The following is a 19,847-nucleotide window of genomic DNA, read 5'->3' as shown; positions in this document are numbered from 1 at the left end:
TAGATAAAGTGAGTTTTTATAATATTAAGACAATTTTAATCTTTTGCTACGTTTATAAAAGTAAATTACTAATAAAAACGCTGCGATAACTAAAATGTATTCGTACATATCGATTGGGTTTTTTGGTCTGGAACCAGGACCAGTTGCTCCTGCACCATCCCCAGGTCTACCTTCTGGAGTCGGTGGAGCTTGAGCAATAAGCAAATTATTGAAACCAAATATGCAAATCGCTAAAAATTTAAAAAAAAGATTTTTCATTTTATATGTGCTTTTATCTGATAACTTTTCCATTAAACACTTCTCCTTTTTCAGATTTAGCAGTAATAATATACGTGCCATTAAGCTTATAGATATCCAGCTCACAATCTTTCTTGGTTGATACTTTAGATTTCGAAAGAATTAATTTCCCACTCATATCATAAACTTTAACATCCGCTTGATTCCATTTTGGATCAAAAATCAAAACGTAGTTATCTTTATTTGGATTATAAGCAACCTTTGTTCTTGATCCTTTTAAAGCATCCGTCACATCAAGAGTAAGTGCGTTTTTATCATAATAAAGACTATACTGATCGGTTGTAACTGGCAAAATTGCCCCTTGTGATATTGTTATATAATCAGAAGAATTATTCTTTTTAATATAAAATTCTTTACCTGTCGAAAGTAGACTTTGATTATCATCTATTCTTTTTGCATTCTCTAAAATTTCAAACTTTAAAGAAACAATATCGTTACTATATAACTCTAGTGAAATTGCTTTTTTAGCAAAATCAATTTCATTTGCTTCATTAATGTACAACCAATACTTATCTGCCAGTGCAATATCTTTACCTCCATTATTTTTGTCTTCCTCATATGTACCAATGACATTGAGATTAGATGCAGTAATTTGTGATGATGCTTCTGCAAGAGTTGGCACCCCAGTATTTGCATTTGTAGATACCACATAATAAGTACGTCCCATTTCCTTACCATTTGCATCTAACGCAATGACCCCCAACTGTTTTACAGTTGACGAGGACGAACCTTTTGCAGCAGTAACATCGTAATTAACGTCACTTGCTCTCGTAGTATATGCAAATCGTCTAAGTCTTTCAAACTTAAGAAATGCATCATCTGTATTGGCAGCATCTTTTGTCAATTTAACTACAAAAGTCTGCATTGGTTTGATAAGTGCTCCATAAACATCTCCGGTTGGAATCCCATTCTCAAAAGTTAGATATTTAGCTCCTTCAGAATAAGTTGCCCCATCTGAGTCAGTTGCAACCACCCCTGGATCAAATCTAATACCTTGTAAATGCGGTATTTCTAAAAGGTCTCCATTTAGACCAGCATCAGGGCGTCCAATATTGATTAAATCAAGATTAGTGAAGTAAGGATTACTGAATTGATATAAATTCCTCCCAAAATTAGGCTTTAGCCAAGGATTGGCTCCCATATCAAAATTGTCTTGTAAATATGAGTTGTATGTTTCCTGATAATAATTTTTTAATTGTCCGCTCGTACCAAAGTTAATATCAAGAGCTGCACCATACAATCTTTGACCGTTTGGAACTGCAATTGGCCTACCTCTAACAACATAAACACCATTTGTATAATTAGGAACAATAGTATTGCCTGCGGTTTTGTTTGGATTAACAATGTTAGTTAATGGGTTAGCAGCTGCATTGAAATTAAGCGAACCTAATGCAAAATATTCAGTACCTAAAAATGCTGTAGTTTGTCCCATCAAATCAAAGCGAGCCTTCGCATTATTCCATATTAACGCTTCGTTTTGAGACCATCTTTTACCATTAAAACTTTTTAGTTCCGATTCAAGAGATTGTATTGTCTTAGCAAAAAAGGGGAAACCTACTTGTTGATAAGTTCCGTGTTTACGCTCACGATACTCTTTATCAACGTATCCAGTAATATTGGATTGGCTTAACCCTTCAATATATAACTGCCCGTAAGTAGAATTTTGGTTATTGTTCATTCTTAAAACAACGTTACCTCCATTCACTTTTGGTGAAACCCCGTCTAATGCCGATGTTTCAAACTTAGTATTTGTATCACCAACAACCATTACGTTACCGTAAATATCTAAAACGCCAGTACCTACAGTCCTAAAGCTCAATCCAGAATTTACCATGAGAGCACCTTCCCCAACCATCACATAAGCATCATTACCTATATATTGGCTATATGCATATGAATGCCCCAATAGCACCAACATACTAGTTGTTAATAATTTTTTCTTCATGTTTTACAAAATTGTGTTTTGTGTTTTAACATTGGCAAAATTATAATTTTTTTTAGATAAAAAAAATTATCTACCTAAAAATCAATGGTTAAATAAATTTAATAGATTATAATTTTATATCATCTTCCTCAACGACAATCTCATTTTGAGCATCAATATCGTACATATAATCTTCTAAAACTTTTTCCGTTGTACCACGAAGTCCTCTAGCGCCAAGTCCCTTTTCTACGGTATCATCAACTATTTTTTCAATAGCTTCATCTGTAAAACTTAGCTTAACACCATCCATCTTAAACAATTCTACAAATTGATTAATAATAGAGTTTTTTGGCTCTTTCATAATTCTAACCAAAGTCTCCTTAGTCAAGCTATCCAAATACGTAATAATCGGGAAACGTCCCAACAACTCTGGGATAAGACCAAAGGACTTTAAATCGATTGCATTAATTTGACTTAAAATATAATCGTCTTCCTCAACTTTGTTAAGTTTTTCTGAACTAAAACCAATAGCTTGTTTATTAAGTCGTCTTTCGATAATTTCTTTAATACCATCAAAAGCTCCACCTGCAATGAAAAGGATATTCTGCGTATTAACTTGAATGTATTTTTGATCAGGATGCTTTCTTCCTCCTTGTGGCGGAACATTAACAATACTTCCTTCCAATAGTTTTAATAAACCCTGCTGCACACCTTCACCAGAAACATCTCTTGTAATACTAGGATTATCAGACTTACGCGCAATCTTATCAATTTCATCGATAAAGACAATACCGCGTTCTGCTTTTTCAACATCATATTCTGCAACCATAAGAAGTCTAGACAAGATACTTTCCACATCTTCCCCAACATAGCCTGCTTCTGTCAAAATCGTTGCATCTACGATACAAAAAGGAACGTTAAGTTGCTTTGCAATCGTTTTAGCCAAAAGTGTCTTCCCTGTCCCAGTCTCACCAACCATTAAGATATTTGACTTTTCAATCTCTACTTCACGATTTTCGTCTTGCTTATGAAGAAGTCTTTTATAGTGGTTGTAAACGGCAATAGACAATTGCTTTTTCGCCTGATCTTGCCCAATAATATATTCGTCTAAGAATTCTTTTATCTGTTTTGGTTTTGCAAGTTCTTCCATTGTAAAACCAGCATCGCCCATTTGCTTTACACTATCTTTAATAATGTTATGCGCCTGCTCGATACAGTTTTCGCAGATAAAACCATTTTGTCCAGAAATCAGTGTTTGTACTTCATTTCGTTTTCTTCCACAGAAAGAACATTGATTAGGATTCATATAAAATTGTGTACTTTTCTTTTTAATAATTAATGAAAAAAAAGAAGCATTTGCGCTTCTTTTAAAACTGATTTATGCGTTTTTAATCGCGTCTTTTATCGTTTGATATTCTTCGGCAGAAAGCTTAAGTCGCTCATTTCCGAAGTTAAGGTCTTGCATAGCGTTGAGTGGCACAAGATGAATGTGCGCATGCGGAACTTCCAGTCCAATAACCGCAACGCCTACTCTTTTGCAAGGAATTGCTTTTTCAATTTTTTTAGCAACTTGCTGTGCAAAAGCCCAAAGATTTTTGAATTCTTCTGAATCTAAGTCAAAGATTAAATCCACTTCTTTTTTAGGAACAACCAATGTATGTCCTTTTACTAAAGGCATTGCATCCAAAAAAGCGATAAAATTGTCGTCCTCTGCTACTTTGTAACTTGGGATTTCTCCGTTAATGATTTTTGTGAAAATTGAACTCATAATTTTAAAAGTATTTTACTTCTACAAATATCAAACCGTTTAATAAAAATTACAGGCTAATTTCTAAAATATCAAAAGTCAACTTATTCCCGTTAGGAAGTGTAATCTCAGCAACATCGCCCACAGCTTTCCCTAAAAGACCTTTTGCGATTGGTGTATTAACAGAAATCTTCCCTGTTTTCAGGTCGCTTTCATTATCTGGAACTAAAGTGAATTTTTGCTCCGCTTTAGTAGCATGATTTTTAAGTCTAACTGTTGTCAAAATTGAAACTTTTGACGTATCTAGCTGGCTTTCATCGATAATCTTTGAAACCGAAATAATATCTTTAAGTTTAGAAATACGCATTTCTAACAGTCCTTGCGCCTCTTTAGCTGCGTCATATTCTGCATTTTCAGAAAGGTCACCTTTATCTCTTGCTTCTGCAATCTGTTGGGTAACTTTTGGTCTTTCAATAGTTTCCAATTGCTCAAGCTCTGCTTTCATTTTATCTAAACCCTCTTTAGTAACATAACTCATGTCAATAATTTTTTAACGTTAATATAAAAAAATTATCCGACCTTTGCCGGATATAATTTTTGTTGTGTTGAATCGTTTTGACAAATATATAAATTAATTTTGAGATGAAAATGAATTTAAGATATTTTGGGATAATTATTTTTCTGGTTTTCAGTAATTTATTCATTATCAACTCTTGTAGTGACAGAGCCGAAACGGTTTCTTGTTTTCCGCAATCGCAGATTAATGTAAGCATTAACACTAACCTTCCTTTATACTATCCAGTTACAATACAAGGTGGATGGGTTTATGTTAACGAAGTGGGCGCTGGGACGCGAGGACTTATCATTGCAAACACCGCCAATGGTTACAAAGTCTATGACAGAAACGCACCTCATATTTGTCCAGATGGCGACTCAACAGTATTACGAGTTAAAGATAACACAACTATCGTTTGCGACAAAGATGGCGCTGAATGGATGTTGAACGGGACACCTATTAACGACAAATCCAAAGGTCTTCCTCCAAAAACTTATCCTTTCCAGTACGAACCATCCACAGGCGTTATTTCTATCTATTATTAAACTTAAACTATGAAAATTGTTATCCAGCGTGTGTCTGAGTCTTCTGTAAAGGTTGACGAAAAAATTGTTGGCGAAATCGGAGCGGGATTGATGCTTCTTTGCGGGATTGATGAAAATGACCAAAGTGAAGACGCAGATTGGCTTGTCAAAAAGATTTTGGATTTAAGAATTTTTGGAGACGAGGACGGCAAATTGAATCTATCAATAAAAGACATCCAAGGTGAAATCCTTTGCATCAGCCAATTCACATTAATTGTTGATTATAAAAAAGGAAATCGCCCATCTTTCATAAAAGCTGCAAAACCTGACAAAGCCATACCGTTATTCGAGTATTTTAAAGATGAATTAAAAAAATCTGGCTTAAAGATCGAAAGCGGTATTTTCGGCGCCGACATGAAGGTTGCTCTCATCAATGATGGACCTGTTACGATTGTTATGGACAGCAAGACGAAAATATAGTTGCTGGCTTTTAGTTTTTAGAAAAATCACTTCCTAATTCCTAATTCCTAATTTCTAACTCCTAATTCCTAATTCCTAATTAACCTGATATTCCAGTTTAATGGTGATTGTCGCTTCTTTTTCTTTTGAAGACGTGTTAAATGTACCGCCATAAGAATAATCCTCGTTAGAATTAGGTGCCGTAATTTGGATAACGCCCATCGTCGCTTTTTTCAAACTTCCGAGTGAGCTTCCCGCGTTGTCGGCAATTTTTTCGGCCCGTTCTTTAGCATCTTTGGTTGCATCTGCAATCATCTGCTGCTTAACTTCAGCCAATTTAGTATAAAAATATTGAGGTGTTGAAGAAGTGAATTCAATGCCACGATTGATAATTTCGGTGATGTTTCTAGAGATATTTTCAATTTTTCCAACTTCTTTGGATTCGATGCTAACGCTTTGTGTAAGATTGTATCCGGAAAATTCTCCTTGAACATAATTACCATTGGAGTCGTTATAACTTCTAAAATTCTTTTGAATATCAACAGCAGAAAAAACCATTTCGTTGTCCTTAACGCCTTTTGATTTTAGATATTGAGCAATCACATTTTTATCAACCGCTAACTCGTCATACGCCGATTTTAAGTCAAAATTATTTTTTGAAAAACTTCCTGACCAAGTAATTAAATCTGAAGTAAATTTCTTAGAACCCAAACCAGTAACCGAAATCGTATTGTCTGCTTTGTTCCTATTTTTGATGGCGTTGCCGAAGAAAATCGTTGCGATAATCAAGCCTAAAGCAGCGATACCAACTGTGATGTATTGTGGTTTCATAACTCAATATTTTTAGTGCAACATGTTAGCAACAAAGTTTGTTCCATTAAAAAAAAATATTAACAAATCTTCTTTTCAATTTCGATGCTGACACCTTGCATTTCGCCACGCATTGGTGGACGGGTTTTGGTTAGTTTCACTTTAATAAAACTGAGTTGAGGAAACGAAGACTCCAATTTTGAAATAATTCTGCCAATAACATGTTCTAATAGTTTTGACGGAATACTCATCTCGTGGTGAATAATATCATTAACTTCTGCATAGTTGATGGTGTCTGACAAATCATCGGATTGCGATGCTTTTTCTAAATCGGCATGAAGTTCGGCATTGATAATATATTTGGTCCCCAAAATTGTCTCTTCTGGTAACACGCCATGAAATGCGTAAATCTTTATGTTCTCAAGAATAATTTTTGAATGCATAGGTTCTTCTAGGCTTTGGTTGTTGGTTTTTTATTTAAGATTAAAATAATTCTTAAATCTTAATTATTGTAAAACTAAACAAGTTTTGTCGATTTCTCAACAAAACTTGTACATTTTACTACTTTGGGACGCAATAGGGATGGCAGCGGCATCCTTGGGAGCGGAGCGAGGCGTCGGAGCGTAGCGGAGACGACCGAGCGAAGCGCTCCAAGATACAGCGTACAGCCCGACCGCTAGCGTAGATAAAGCCTTGGCGCGGGATTGCCCAAATTTATTTTATCGTTTTTGAAAGTTCTAGCATCGCCTCGATTGGCTTTAGCGCTTTCAGACGTAATTTTTCTTCAATTAAAATTTCTGGAAGTTCGTACTTCATGCATAGATAAAGCTTTTCCATCGTGTTGCGTTTCATGTAAAAACACTCGCTGCAATTACAAGATTCGTCAAACACCAAAGCTGGAATCAAGTCTTTATGCGGCGCACGTTTTTTCATCTCGTGAAGAATGCCTTCCTCTGTCGCAATGATGAATTTTTGACAATCGTCTTTCTCAACATAATTAAGCAAAGCCGAGGTCGAACCGATGAAATGCGCCAACTTTAGCACAGCTTCTTCACTTTCTGGATGCGCAATTAATTTTGCATCTGGATTGTCTGCCAGCTGTTTTGCAATTCGCTCCATCGAAAATGCTTCGTGAACGATACAACTTCCGTCCCACAAAATCATATCGCGTCCTGTCTTTTGCGCAAGATAACGACCTAGATTTTTGTCTGGTGCGAAAATAATTGGTTGGTCTTTTGGTAACGCATTGATAATAGTTTCGGCATTAGAACTTGTCACGATAATGTCACTTTCAGCTTTAGTTTCTGCATTACAATTGATGTAAGTCGCTACCAAAGCGCCTGGATGTTGCTCGCGCATCGAACGAAGACCTTCACCGCTACAACCGTCTGCCAAAGAGCATCCTGCCAAAGTATCTGGCAAAACCACTTTTTTAGTTGGATTAAGAATTTTTGCAGCTTCCGCCATGAAATGTACCCCGCAGAAAACAATCATATCGGCATCTGTATCTTTTGCCTGACGCGCCAACTGCAAAGAATCACCCAAAAAATCTGCGATATCCTGAATCTCCGCAGGTTGATAATAATGTGCTAAAATGACAGCGTTTTTTTCTTCTTTTAGTTTTAAAATAGCATCCACAAGATCTTGTCCCTGCGGAATTGCAATATCTTTAATATCCAAAAAACCTTTAATCGGCATACTGGATTTTGCTTTTTCTAACGTGTTTTCCATATCTTTTTGTGTGATTAATTAAGAATTAATAAAGTCATGCAAAATACTTTCCATTTCTTGCGTTGCAACTTCTAGATTATCATTAATGACAACTTTATCAAACTTACTCTGATAAGTTAACTCTTCTTCAGCCTTTGCTACACGAGTTTTGATAACTTCTAGCGCATCCGTTCCTCGTGTTATTAATCGACGTTCCAGCTCCTCGATACTTGGTGGTGCAATGAAAATTGACAATGCCTGTTCTCCAAAAATCTTTTTTAAGTTAACACCGCCTTTAACATCAACATCAAAAATAACAACCTTCCCGTTCTTCCAAATGCGCTCCACTTCTTCTTGTAAAGTCCCGTAAAATTTGTCTGTATAAACTTCTTCAAACTCTACAAAAGCATTTTCGGAAATCTTTTGACGAAACTCCTCAGGACTTAAAAAGTGATAATCAACACCATGTTTTTCTTCACCGCGAGGCGCTCTTGTTGTGCACGAAATCGAGAATTGCAAATCTGGAAAATGAGCTAAACAATGCTTTACCAAAGTGGTTTTTCCACTTCCTGATGGTGCCGAAAATATAACTACTTTATTCATTTTTAAAATTAGGAATTATCAATTATAAATTAGGAGCTGACTTAAAAATCACTCATAATTTATAACTTATAATTTACAAAACATTAAGGGTTTGTTCTTTAATTTTTTCGAGGTCGTCTTTCATTTCGACAACCAATTTTTGGATGGCTGCGTGATTGGCTTTTGACCCTAAAGTATTGATCTCGCGTCCCATTTCTTGAGAAATAAAACCTAATTTTTTACCATTAAAATCTTCATTCTCCATCACATCCAAATAATATTTAAGATGTTGTGCTAATCTCACTTTTTCTTCCGAAATGTCTAACTTCTCTGTGTAATAAGCCATTTCTTGGTAAAAACGCGTTTCGTCAACATTTTCGAATTCCTTTAAAGTATTCTGATAACGTTCTTTTACAGCTGTAATTCGTTCTTCTTCATATTGTGGAACTTGCGATAATTTAGCTTCAATGTTTTTTACATTTTTACACAATTCATCTTGAAGAATTGAACCTTCTGTAGTTCGGAATTCCAAAAACTTAGAAATCGCCTCATTAACGATTTTTAATAAGAAATTCCATTCTTCATCACTAAGATCAGCAGTTTTGTTACTAATAGCTTCTGGCATTCTAACCGCCATTTGCAAATAATCTATTGCATTAGCACCAGGCGAAATCTCGCCAAGTTGCGTCATATACGATTTTACAATCTCTTTATTAATATTAACATCGTTGCTGTCTTCGAGATTTTCGCAATTGATGTAGCAATCAACTTTTCCGCGAAGTAATTTATCATTCAGCAATTTTCTAATATCAAACTCTTTTTCTTTATAACGAATCGGCACTTTAATATTAAGGTCGAATGTTTTGCTGTTGAGCGACTTGATGTCGATGGTCAGCTTTTTTCCTTCGAAAACACCTTCTGCACGACCAAATCCCGTCATTGATAATACCATATCTGCTTTTCTTATTATAATGCAAATATAATGATGTTAGTTGAAAAGGCTTCTAAAGATTATTCTAATTATTAAACTTAATAAACCTTTATATCGAATGATTTGCTAATTAAACATTTAACAAGAATGTTAACCAGCAATTAAATAACCATAGTATAATTTAATTTTATATTAAAATGACAAATATTAACCTCTAAACGACATTTTCCTATTGATAAAACCAATCGATTATTGTATTTTTGTCGGCTATGAAAAGATGGTATCTTTACCCTTTTTCCCTTGGTTATCATCTCGGAACTTCGATTAGGAACCGAATGTTTGATTGGGGATTATTTTCTTCGAAACGATTCAAAACACCAATAATTGGTGTTGGTAATCTTTCTGTGGGCGGAAGTGGAAAATCGCCGATGGTGATGTATTTGGCAGCTTATCTGTCCAAATATTATCGCACTGGTGTTCTTTCTCGAGGTTATGGCAGAATGACAAAAGGCTACAATGTCGTTAACTACGAAAGCAACTACAAAACTGTTGGTGACGAACCAATGCAATTATTCGAAAGATTCAAAAATCGTTTCGTCATTGGCGTTTGCGAAGACCGTGTTTTCGGTGCCAAAAAATTAATTGAAGACATGGATCTTAATGTTTTGGTTTTGGATGATAGCTTTCAGCATCGTGCTATAAAGCCAGGACTTAATATTTTGTTGACGGTTTACAACGATCCGTATTTTAAGGATTTCATTTTACCTGCCGGCAATTTACGAGAAAGTCGTCATGGTGCAAAACGTGCCGATATTATTATGGTTACCAAATGTCCAAATGATTTAACAGAAGAAAAAAAACAATATTACATTTCAAGAATAAAACCACAACATTATCAGAAAGTATTTTTCTCCTCTATAGAATATGACGAAAATGTCATGAGCATCGACAAATATATGCCAGTCAAAAATCTCGATTATTACGATGTACTTTTGATAAGTGGCATTGCCAACCCAACACAAATTGTAAAAGAAGTCGGCAAATATTCTAAAAAAATAAAACATCTTAAATATAAAGACCATCACAATTTCTCCGATGACGACATCAAAAAAATTGTGGCAGAATATAAAAAACTTGGCGAATACAAGATGATTTTAACAACAGAAAAAGATTATGTAAGACTCAAAACTTTTGACTACTTGCGTGACAAAATCTTTTATTGGCCAATTAATGTAGAAATAGACAATCAAGAAGCGTTTAATCAAATAATCAACGATTATGTTAGAAAAAATTAAAGAAACCGCAGCGTTCATCAAAAATATTATCCAAGACACACCAGACTTTGCAATCGTGTTAGGTTCTGGACTTGGAAAACTTCAAGACGAGGTACAACCGATCCACACCATCGAGTATGAAGACATTCCTAACTTCCCGCAAGTAACCGTTGTTGGTCACGGTGGCAAGTTAATCTACGGAATTCTTGAAGGCAAAAAAGTATTGATGATGAGCGGTCGTTTCCATTATTACGAAGGTTATCCAATGGAGACTGTGACTTTCCCTTTCAAAGTTTTCCACTTGTTGGGCATCCAAAATCTATTGTTGTCAAACGCTTCAGGTGGCGTTAATCCTAACTTCCAAGTTGGCGATATTATGTTGGTTAAAGATCATATCAACATGATGCCAGAACATCCATTACGTGGTAAAAACATCGACGAGCTAGGTCCACGATTTGTGGATATGAGCGAAGCTTATAACAAAAAAATGTTACAAACGGCGCACGATGTTGCCAAAGAAAATAACATCAAAATTCACGAAGGTGTCTATGTAGGATTGCAAGGTCCAACTTTCGAAACGCCATCTGAGTATGGATTGGTTCGATTCATCGGTGGCGACGCTGTTGGTATGAGCACGGTTCCGGAGGTTATCGTTGCAAAGCACATGGGGATGGACGTTTTCTGTATTTCGATTATTACCGATTTGGGTGGTCCCGAAATCGCGTTCGCTGTGTCACACGAAGAAGTGCTAAATGCTGCTAACAAAGCGATGCCAGACGTTATCAAAATCGTAAAAGGTCTGGTAAAAAATTACAACTAAAAGTTTTTAAAACATAATATAGATGCACTCAAATTTTTGGGTGCATTTTTATTTGGGCGCCATTTCCGCCTACGGTTCCCGCTTTTGTAGTCTTGATGCGCGGCGACGAAGTCGCCGCGCATCAAGACTACAAAGAGCTCCACCTACGTCGGGGCGCATATCCCACGTTCTTACCCAATTTGGGTGATAGAATTTAATTATCATTTAATAAGAAATATCAATCCAATAATTCTTTAATTTTGCAGCACAACAATTATAGCAATGAAGAAGATTTTTAGCATCTTAAGTCTATTTATTCTCGTTTTGGGCTACTCACAAAAGATACCAGCAGTTAACAAAACTATATTTAGCAAAGAAGCTTTAGCAGAAAAGATGCAAGACGAAAACGGAAATTCAATTTCTGTTAAAGACATTCTAGATCAGTATAAAGGAAAAGTTATCGTCATTGACTTTTGGGCAAGTTGGTGCAAAGATTGTCTTTTGGCCATTCCAAAATCTAATGAATTGGCAGAGAAAAATCCAAATATTCAGTTTTTATATTTTTCGTTGGAGCGTAACAAAGAAGCTTTTGATCGCAGCATCGAAAGATTTAACATGAAAGAAAAAGAAAATTTTTGGTTCTCATCTGGCTGGAAGAATTCATTTAATGATTATATCGAGCTTAACTGGATTCCGAGATTTATGGTGATTGACCAAACTTCCAACATTGCAAAATATTATGCAATTTCACCTGAAGATCCAGACATTCAAACTACAATTGACAAACTCATAAAACCAAACTCAAATTAACATTTGAGTTTTTTTATTTTCTAAATTTGCGACATGACTTCAAGCCAACGAAAAATTATTCACGTTGACATGGACGCTTTTTATGCGTCTGTGGAGCAACTCGATAATCCAGACTTGAAGGGTAAACCTATTGCCGTTGGTGGTGGACATCGCGGTGTGGTTGCTGCTGCCAGTTATGAAGCACGAAAATTTGGCGTTCGATCGGCGATGCCAAGTAAAACGGCGAAAGAAAAGTGTCCACATCTTATTTTTGTACCGCCGAGATTTCCGCGATACAAGGAAGTTTCAAAAAAGATTAGAAGCATTTTCTACGAATACACCGACCTTGTCGAACCTTTATCTTTGGACGAAGCTTACCTAGACGTCACCGAAAACAAAAAAGATATCGAATCTGCTAACCAAATCGCTAAAGAAATTAGACAACGCATTTTTGAAGAAACAGGACTGACGGCTTCCGCTGGAATTTCTGTGAATAAATTTTTAGCTAAAGTCGCTTCGGACATTAACAAACCAAATGGACAAAAAACCATACATCCACAACATATAGAAAAATTTTTGGAAGAACTTCCCGTAGAAAAATTTTATGGTGTTGGAAAAGTTACTGCTAACAAAATGTTTGGTCTGTCAATTTACAAAGGTGCAGATATCAAGAAAAAAACATTGGAAGAGTTGACCAGACTTTTCGGAAAGTCGGGACAATATTATTACAATCTTGTGCGAGGCATCCATCGTAGCGAAGTCAAACCTAATCGAATCCAAAAAAGCGTTGCCGTAGAACGAACATTTTTTGATGATTTATCCGACGAGCAACAGATTGACGACAAACTAAAGAGCTTGAGCGAAGAATTACAAAACCGACTTTCGAAACATCAAATTCTTGGTAAATCTTTAACTTTAAAAATTAAATACAAAGACTTTTCTTTGTACACAAGAAGTTTTACTAAAACCGAATATTACCAATCGAAAGAAGATTATTATCGCACCGCAAAAAATTTGTGGAAGCAACGACCTTTTGACCGTGCTGTACGACTTTTAGGATTGTCACTTTCTAATCTTAATACCGAAGAAAAAAAGCAAGTTTCTATTCAGTTGAAAATTCCGTTTGAGGATTTAGATTAATTATTGCAAATCATCATAAGTCACTTCTCGATTCACGAGAATATTTTGATAAGTCAATTCTGATGTTTTATTTTGTCCGGTCGTGATGATTTTCGTCGGTAACAAAATCCCATCAAAGCTTTTATAATCCCAGAAATTTTGATTGCCTTCCGAGGTTTCAATTTTACAAAGAAGCTTTGTTTGTTTGTCAAAATAGATGTTGGAATCCGATTTTACAAGAACATAAAATTGCTGTTGTCCGCTCTTTGCTTCTTCAACTTTATTAAATTCATTAGCATCAAACTCTAACGCTGCAATCAATTTTCTTTTTTGTAATTTTTGAACAACAGGCTCCGACATGGCTTCGCGATGATCACCTTGACTAACATAACCGAATTTCCCATCAAAGAACTGGATTACTTCCTCATGTCCCAATTTCTGTGTCTTCTTAAAAATATTCGGAGCAATCCAAACTTCAGTTCCAGCATAACTTTTAGAATCAACCGTCAAGATGGTTTGCATTTTCAGATATTTAACTTGCTCTAGCTTTGCAAGTCCGCCCAAGGCTTTATAATATTCAGAAATTATTTCGTTAGAAGTCGGAAGTTTTTGGCTGAAAAAACTACAACTAATTAGCAAGAAAAGAACAATTTTAAGTTTAGAAAAATAGGAATTCATAGAATCATTAAGTAGTTTTGTCGGTCAAAAATCTTTCAAATTTATAAAAAATGTCCATTAATAAGCCCGAACTTCGTCAACATTTATTGGAAATTTTAACCCAAAAAATTCTAAAACTCGAACAACTTATCGAGGATACTCGGGCATCTAACAACGATACCAAAAGCAGTATGGGCGACAAGTATGAGACAAGTCGAGAGATGTTGCAACAACAAATTAACAATCTTCAACTTCAATTGAACGAGCTTAAAAGTCAACATAATTTAGTAAAAAACTTAAACATTACTGATAAAAAAGTAGTTAGTCTTGGCAGTTATGTTGTGACTTCTTTATCAAAATTTTTCATCGCCGTTTCTTTGGGAAAAATAAAATTTGAGAACGAGAAACTTTATGTTATTTCTGACAAAAGTCCAATAGCCTTGGCACTTCACAATCATAAAAAAGATGATGTAATTTCTTTTAATGGACAAAAAATTTCTATCACCGAAATTTCTTAATTCAAAATGTCAATCAAGAATTCTTTCGTAGTTTTGTGCCGATGAAAAAAGCGATTGCTAGCCAAAGAAAATCACGAAAAAAACAATTAGAACGCCGCCAACTGAAAAAGAAAATCATGTGGTGGACCTTGACTTTTGCGATACTTGGACTTTTAGGAACAGGTTATTATTTAAAAGAGAAAATTCACTTTTATTATTCCATTTATTTTAACAAGTTTCATCACAAAAAACTAAAAAACTCGAAAGAAGAAGAAGCGCGCATAAACAGAATAATTGGTGACTATGCTACACAGACTTTTGGCTTTGACATTTCGCATTATCAAAATAAAAAAGATATAAAATGGGATAGTTTGAGTATTGGTAATAAAACAATTCCTTTAAAATTTGTACTACTTCGTGCTACGATGGGCAACAAAAAGTCTGACAAAAATTTTGAACATTTTTGGGAACAAGCTAAAAAACATGAGCTTCTTCGTGGTGCTTACCATTTTTATCGACCAGATGAAGATCCTATTTTGCAAGCCAATTCTTTTGTTTCGGTTGCTAAATTAGAATCGGGTGATTTGCCGCCAGTTTTGGACATCGAGAAAATGCCTCGTCACAAATCGAAAGAACAACTTATTAAAGATTTAAAACTTTTTGTGAAAATTTTGGAAGATGCTTATGGTGCAAAACCGATTATTTACACCTATTATCATTACAAAAAAGATGTTCTCGCAGACGAATTTGATGATTACACACTTTGGTTAGCCAACTATAACGACGTCCCAGCGCCTTCTCCCGAAGACAACTGGAAATTCTGGCAATTCACAGAAAACGGAATTGCGTATGGCATCAATGTAAAAGTCGACCTCAATGTCTACAACGGAAGTTACTGGTCGCTACGACAACTGACCTTGGATTAATTTTAAAACTTCGTCCTTACTTATTTTGGAAGTTGGTCCTTTTTTAGTGGCTGCAACGGCACCAAGAGCATTCGCAAAAGTTAAAGCTTCGTTGTAATCTTCTTCGCTTTCACAATCCATAATTTTTGAAAGTAGCGCTGCTAAAAAATTATCACCAGAACTTATCGTATCAACGATATCAACTTCGAAACCTGGATGAGAATAAAGTTGTTCGCCTGTCAACAAAACCGCGCCATTTGTCCCACGAGTAACACAAATTTGTGCTGTCTCGGAATACTCTGACAAAAATAAAATATTAAGTTCCAAAGACTCATTGTCAGCGCCAAGATGTTTAGCGAGATAGCGCAACTCAGCTTCATTCAATTTAATAAGATCAGCTTTACGCATCAATTTTAGAATCTCGTCCATATCGCAAAAGGGCTTCCGTACATTAACATCAAAAACTTTATATTTCGCAATATCAAGGAGTTTGTACAAACTATTTTTAGAAACTTCGCTGCGCGCTGCCAAGCTTCCGTAAACAAAAATATCAGCAGCAGAAACCGTGTTTACGATCTCATCTGTCAATTCGATATGATCCCACGCCGCAGGCGATTTAACATCGTACACCGCTTCGCCATTATCATCAAAATGAACAATTGCTTCACCAGTTGGGAAGTTTTGATCAATCTTAACATAGACACCAGTAAGATTTAGATTTTGAATATTTTGTAAAAGTGTACGACCTTCGGCGTCATTACCGATTTTAGAAACGATACGCGACGGTACACCAAGGCTAGATAATCTAGCAGCAACTTGCAAAGGAGCCCCACCAATTACTTTCCCACTCGGGAAAATATCCCACAATACTTCTCCGAAACAGATGGCTTTTCTCATAGGTTAAATTTATTCCTAAGATAGCATTTTTAAAATATGTTTAGCATTTAATCTTTCAATTCTAACATTTTTTAACAATTTTAAAGATAATTAAACATTTAATAACAGAAATAATAAACAAGTATCGTTTTTACTAAGACTAAATACTTTATAAAGCCGAATTAAAACAATTCTTATTCGTATTTTTGGGCTATGAATTACGTGACGGCAGAACATCTTTCGAAATCTTATGGTTTGAAAGTTTTATTTGAAAACATCAGTTTTAACATCAACGAAGGCGAAAAAATTGCGATTGTTGCCAAAAATGGTAGCGGAAAATCGACACTTCTCAAAATATTAATGGGAAAAGAAATCGCCGACCAAGGTTCTGTCCTTATCAATAAAGACATCCAAGTCGTGCTTTTTGATCAAGAAATTAGCTTTAATCCAAATCTCACTGTGGAAGAGTTTATGATGACTTTGGATTCGGCACCGATTGTTGCGCTCAAAAATTATCATTTGTCTTTAACGTCTACCGACCACGATTTCATTGAAAAAGCACTTCTCGAAATGGAAGCGCATAAAGCTTGGGATCTAGAAAATGAGATGAAACAAATCTTGTCTCAGCTTCAGATTACGGATCTTTCTGTCCAGATGGGAAAACTCTCTGGTGGACAGGTGAAACGTGTTGCGCTTGCAAAATTATTGACAGAAACAAGAGCCGAACATCGTCACGTTCTTTTGATTATGGATGAGCCAACCAACCACCTCGATGTAGAAATGGTCGAATGGCTGGAGAATTATCTGTCTAAACAAAAGATTACGTTGCTGCTTGTAACGCATGACCGCTACTTTTTGGATTCGGTTTGCGATACGATTTGGGAAATGGAAGACGCGCAATTGTATATTCATAAAGGTGGTTATGCTACTTACTTGGAGAACAAAATGATCCGTGAAGAAAACTTGGACGCGACCATCGATAAAGCCAACAACCTTTATAGAAAGGAACTAGAATGGATGCGTCGTCAACCAAAAGCTAGAACTACAAAATCTAAAAGTAGAATCGATGCTTTCTACGACACCGAAAAAGTTGCTAAAACCGACACTAGAAAACAAAGTCTAGAATTGGATTTTGAAATGCAACGACTTGGAAAAAAAATTCTTGAACTTAAACATATTGACAAAGCTTACGGCGATAATGTGCTTTTAAAAGATTTTAACTATCAATTTCAAAGAAGTGAAAAAGTTGGAATTGTTGGTAAAAACGGTGCCGGAAAATCGACATTGTTAAACATTATTCAGAACCTTGAAAAGGCTGATAGTGGAACAATAGAGACTGGTGAAACGATAAGTTTCGGTTACTTTTCGCAAAAAGGATTAGCCTTTAAAGAAGATGAACGTGTTATTGATTTTATTAAAGAAAAAGCAGAATATTATCCTTTAGCAAATGGTAGAAGTCTTTCTGCTTCTCAGTTTTTGAGACTGTTTTTATTTGATGATCAAACGCAATACTCGCCAATTTCAAAACTATCTGGCGGCGAAAAACGTCGTCTACATCTTATGTATGTTCTTTATCAGAATCCAAACTTCTTGATTTTTGATGAGCCTACTAACGATTTGGATTTGCCTACATTAACGGTTTTAGAAAACTTCTTGTTGCAATTCCAAGGTTGTTTAATTATCGTTTCTCACGATCGTTACTTCATGGACAGAATCGTTGACCATGTTTTAGCATTTGAAGGAAAAGGTAAAATAAAGAACTTTGTCGGCAACTTCACAGAATATCGTGAATGGAAAAAAACGCAAGATTCTGAAACTAAAAAACTAGATGAAGCTAAATCTAAAGTGAGTGTAGAACCTGTTTCTGCGCCATCGCAACCAAAAGTTTCTAAAAAGAAATTATCCTTCAAAGAGCAACGTGAGTTAGAACTTCTGGAAAAAGAAATGCCAGAATTAGAAAAGAAACGTGATATCATTTTAGAAGCTCTAAATAACGAAACCGATTACGATAAAATCGCAGGACTTTCTAAAGATTTAGAAGTAATTTCGGAAAACCTAGAGACGTCGGAAATGCGATGGTTAGAGCTACAAGAGATGTTAGAATCTTAGAGCTTTTTATTCATCCGATCCAAAGGCGAAACAACATTAGAAATGCTCTTATCCGTAACTTCGGTATAGATTAACGTCGTTTTGATACTGTTATGTCCAAGTAATTTTTGTATTAAAGAAATATCAGTTCCGTACTCTAACAAATGCGTTGCGTAGCTATGTCTCAAACTGTGTATACCAACTTGCTTATTGATTTTTGCTTTTGTCATTGCTTGTTTGAAAACCGATTGTGCACTACGTTTCGAGTACTGACCGCCATGCTCACCCTCAAAAAGATAGTATTTAGGACGAAAATCCTTGTAATATTGACGTAGCTCATTAAGAATAGATTCGGGCAAATTAACATAACGATCTTTCTTACCCTTACTTCGCTCGATAAAGACTTTAAGCTTGACACCATCAACATCTTGAACTTTTAGATTAATGATTTCACTAACCCGAAGTCCCATTCCATAACATAGTTTTAAAATTAAAAGATGTTTAATATTTGTCGTAACTCGGAATAGTTTGTTAATATCTTTCTCATTCAAAGCCTTAGGCAAAATAGATGCTTTCTTTGGTCTAGGTATGTCAACGAAAAATTTAGTTCGGCCAAGTACTTTCTCAAAATAGAATTTAATTGCATTCATCCGACTATGTATCTGGTTTTCGGATAGCCCTAAAACTTTATGACAATAAAGAAAATAGCTACGTAACTTTTCCTCACTAAGATCTTGCACTTGGTAATCACCAATAACCTTCAAAAGTTGAGAAAACTCACCTGTATAGGTACGAATGGTACTTTCAGAAAAGGCCTTTAAAGCAAGCTGATCTTGTAAACGGCACAACTCAACTCTATTATTAAAACTTAAAGATTCTACCAGCTTTCTGCCATTATAATTCGATTTAAAACCAAGCAAAAATCGTGAATAATTACAATCTTCAACATAGAACATATTAGACTCGAGGTCAATACTATATTCAATCCTATCTTTCAGAGCTTCACTCACAACATCGGTAACATAACTCCCTAGCCAAATAACTTTAATATTGTTAAGGCTACCATAACGAGGAAATTCATTAAAATTGTGAGATTTCATTTTATACAAAATATTATGACTAAAGATAATGAAAACCAAACAATTAACAAATGACTTCTTGATTATTCTCTAGTAGCTCTTTCCCGCTTTCACTTATCGCTTTTTTATGCCGAGCTATTGCATCTGCTTACAAAAAGAGCTCGAACAAGCCGTTCAATGGTAAGTTTGCATTAGGATAATTAAGGAAGTAAATTAGTTGATAA

22 protein-coding genes are annotated in these 19,847 nt (G+C 35.4%); 9 read left to right on the top strand and 13 right to left on the bottom strand.

The window, feature by feature from the left end; all coding sequences use genetic code 11:
* Nucleotides 1-24: 24 nt before the first annotated feature.
* The 5 genes from RT037_RS11500 to greA form a co-directional block, all read right to left on the bottom strand.
* The gene (locus RT037_RS11500; RefSeq protein WP_313031344.1) at nucleotides 25-291 is read right to left on the bottom strand and encodes a signal peptidase; all 267 of its coding nucleotides are present in this window, start codon (nucleotides 289-291) and stop codon (nucleotides 25-27) included.
* Nucleotides 272-2,242 (bottom strand): T9SS type A sorting domain-containing protein, encoded by a 1,971-nt coding sequence (locus tag RT037_RS11495; protein WP_313031340.1) that lies wholly within the window; start codon nucleotides 2,240-2,242, stop codon nucleotides 272-274. Before RT037_RS11495 ends, RT037_RS11500 begins: the two co-directional genes overlap by 20 nt.
* A gap of 106 nt (nucleotides 2,243-2,348) precedes the next feature.
* Complete coding sequence (gene clpX / locus RT037_RS11490) at nucleotides 2,349-3,527, bottom strand: ATP-dependent Clp protease ATP-binding subunit ClpX (RefSeq protein ID WP_313031337.1); 1,179 nt, start codon at nucleotides 3,525-3,527, stop codon at nucleotides 2,349-2,351.
* A 72-nt stretch (nucleotides 3,528-3,599) separates the two neighbouring features.
* Entirely contained in the window at nucleotides 3,600-3,989 is a 390-nt protein-coding gene (locus tag RT037_RS11485; RefSeq protein WP_313031335.1) for an HIT family protein, read from the bottom strand.
* A gap of 49 nt (nucleotides 3,990-4,038) precedes the next feature.
* Complete coding sequence (greA, locus tag RT037_RS11480) at nucleotides 4,039-4,506, bottom strand: transcription elongation factor GreA (protein ID WP_079665972.1); 468 nt, start codon at nucleotides 4,504-4,506, stop codon at nucleotides 4,039-4,041.
* A gap of 110 nt (nucleotides 4,507-4,616) precedes the next feature.
* On the opposite strand from greA, the gene RT037_RS11475 reads away from it, so the two are divergent.
* Complete coding sequence (locus RT037_RS11475) at nucleotides 4,617-5,069, top strand: hypothetical protein (protein ID WP_313031331.1); 453 nt, start codon at nucleotides 4,617-4,619, stop codon at nucleotides 5,067-5,069.
* A 9-nt stretch (nucleotides 5,070-5,078) separates the two neighbouring features.
* Nucleotides 5,079-5,528 (top strand): D-aminoacyl-tRNA deacylase, encoded by a 450-nt coding sequence (gene dtd, locus RT037_RS11470; RefSeq protein ID WP_313031328.1) that lies wholly within the window; start codon nucleotides 5,079-5,081, stop codon nucleotides 5,526-5,528.
* Between the two features lie 75 nt (nucleotides 5,529-5,603).
* On the opposite strand, the gene RT037_RS11465 is transcribed toward dtd, so the two are convergent.
* From RT037_RS11465 to RT037_RS11445, 5 genes are all read right to left on the bottom strand, one after another.
* A complete protein-coding gene (locus RT037_RS11465; protein WP_313031322.1) occupies nucleotides 5,604-6,338 on the bottom strand; it encodes an SIMPL domain-containing protein in 735 nt (244 codons plus the stop codon).
* Nucleotides 6,339-6,397: 59 nt separating this feature from the next.
* Nucleotides 6,398-6,760, bottom strand: coding sequence for a dihydroneopterin aldolase (folB, locus tag RT037_RS11460; RefSeq protein ID WP_313031319.1), 363 nt, complete (start codon nucleotides 6,758-6,760; stop codon nucleotides 6,398-6,400).
* Nucleotides 6,761-7,031: 271 nt separating this feature from the next.
* Entirely contained in the window at nucleotides 7,032-8,048 is a 1,017-nt protein-coding gene (gene nadA / locus RT037_RS11455; RefSeq protein ID WP_313031316.1) for a quinolinate synthase NadA, read from the bottom strand.
* An 18-nt stretch (nucleotides 8,049-8,066) separates the two neighbouring features.
* A complete protein-coding gene (gene gmk, locus RT037_RS11450) occupies nucleotides 8,067-8,630 on the bottom strand; it encodes a guanylate kinase (RefSeq protein WP_313031313.1) in 564 nt (187 codons plus the stop codon).
* Between the two features lie 73 nt (nucleotides 8,631-8,703).
* A complete protein-coding gene (locus RT037_RS11445) occupies nucleotides 8,704-9,561 on the bottom strand; it encodes a YicC/YloC family endoribonuclease (protein ID WP_313031309.1) in 858 nt (285 codons plus the stop codon).
* A gap of 248 nt (nucleotides 9,562-9,809) precedes the next feature.
* On the opposite strand from RT037_RS11445, the gene lpxK reads away from it, so the two are divergent.
* The 4 genes from lpxK to dinB all read left to right on the top strand — a co-directional run bounded on the left by lpxK (nucleotide 9,810) and on the right by dinB (nucleotide 13,542).
* Nucleotides 9,810-10,835 carry a tetraacyldisaccharide 4'-kinase gene (gene lpxK, locus RT037_RS11440; protein ID WP_313031305.1) on the top strand — a complete coding sequence of 342 codons (1,026 nt, stop codon included), beginning with the start codon at nucleotides 9,810-9,812 and terminating at the stop codon, nucleotides 10,833-10,835.
* Nucleotides 10,819-11,634 carry a purine-nucleoside phosphorylase gene (locus RT037_RS11435; RefSeq protein WP_312324204.1) on the top strand — a complete coding sequence of 272 codons (816 nt, stop codon included), beginning with the start codon at nucleotides 10,819-10,821 and terminating at the stop codon, nucleotides 11,632-11,634. Before lpxK ends, RT037_RS11435 begins: the two co-directional genes overlap by 17 nt.
* Before the next feature lie 261 nt (nucleotides 11,635-11,895).
* A complete protein-coding gene (locus tag RT037_RS11430) occupies nucleotides 11,896-12,423 on the top strand; it encodes a TlpA disulfide reductase family protein (RefSeq protein WP_313031304.1) in 528 nt (175 codons plus the stop codon).
* 33 nt (nucleotides 12,424-12,456) lie between these two features.
* Nucleotides 12,457-13,542, top strand: coding sequence for a DNA polymerase IV (gene dinB, locus RT037_RS11425; protein WP_313031300.1), 1,086 nt, complete (start codon nucleotides 12,457-12,459; stop codon nucleotides 13,540-13,542).
* Here the strand turns inward: dinB and RT037_RS11420 are convergent, their stop codons facing one another.
* The gene (locus RT037_RS11420; RefSeq protein ID WP_313031295.1) at nucleotides 13,543-14,199 is read right to left on the bottom strand and encodes a hypothetical protein; all 657 of its coding nucleotides are present in this window, start codon (nucleotides 14,197-14,199) and stop codon (nucleotides 13,543-13,545) included.
* Nucleotides 14,200-14,249: 50 nt separating this feature from the next.
* Between RT037_RS11420 and RT037_RS11415 the strand changes: the two genes are divergently transcribed.
* Both RT037_RS11415 and RT037_RS11410 read left to right on the top strand, forming a co-directional pair.
* Nucleotides 14,250-14,696, top strand: a complete 447-nt coding sequence (locus tag RT037_RS11415; protein ID WP_313031293.1) for a hypothetical protein — start codon at nucleotides 14,250-14,252, stop codon at nucleotides 14,694-14,696.
* Between the two features lie 41 nt (nucleotides 14,697-14,737).
* A complete protein-coding gene (locus tag RT037_RS11410; protein WP_313031289.1) occupies nucleotides 14,738-15,601 on the top strand; it encodes a GH25 family lysozyme in 864 nt (287 codons plus the stop codon).
* Here RT037_RS11410 and RT037_RS11405 read toward each other — a convergent pair.
* Nucleotides 15,578-16,477, bottom strand: a complete 900-nt coding sequence (locus tag RT037_RS11405; protein ID WP_313031285.1) for a carbohydrate kinase — start codon at nucleotides 16,475-16,477, stop codon at nucleotides 15,578-15,580. The two genes, RT037_RS11410 and RT037_RS11405, sit on opposite strands and share 24 nt — an antisense overlap.
* 192 nt (nucleotides 16,478-16,669) lie before the next feature.
* On the opposite strand from RT037_RS11405, the gene RT037_RS11400 reads away from it, so the two are divergent.
* Nucleotides 16,670-18,565: an ABC-F family ATP-binding cassette domain-containing protein gene (locus RT037_RS11400; RefSeq protein ID WP_313031281.1), complete on the top strand. Its 1,896-nt coding sequence runs from the start codon at nucleotides 16,670-16,672 to the stop codon at nucleotides 18,563-18,565.
* Here RT037_RS11400 and RT037_RS11395 read toward each other — a convergent pair.
* The gene (locus tag RT037_RS11395) at nucleotides 18,562-19,644 is read right to left on the bottom strand and encodes a tyrosine-type recombinase/integrase (protein WP_313031276.1); all 1,083 of its coding nucleotides are present in this window, start codon (nucleotides 19,642-19,644) and stop codon (nucleotides 18,562-18,564) included. The genes RT037_RS11400 and RT037_RS11395 overlap by 4 nt on opposite strands.
* Between the last annotated feature and the right edge of the window lie 203 nt (nucleotides 19,645-19,847).

The organism is Soonwooa sp., from assembly GCF_032062245.1.
Taxonomy (GTDB): domain Bacteria; phylum Bacteroidota; class Bacteroidia; order Flavobacteriales; family Weeksellaceae; genus Soonwooa.
Note: the sequence above shows the minus strand (reverse complement) of the source record. Positions and strands in the feature narration are given on the sequence as shown.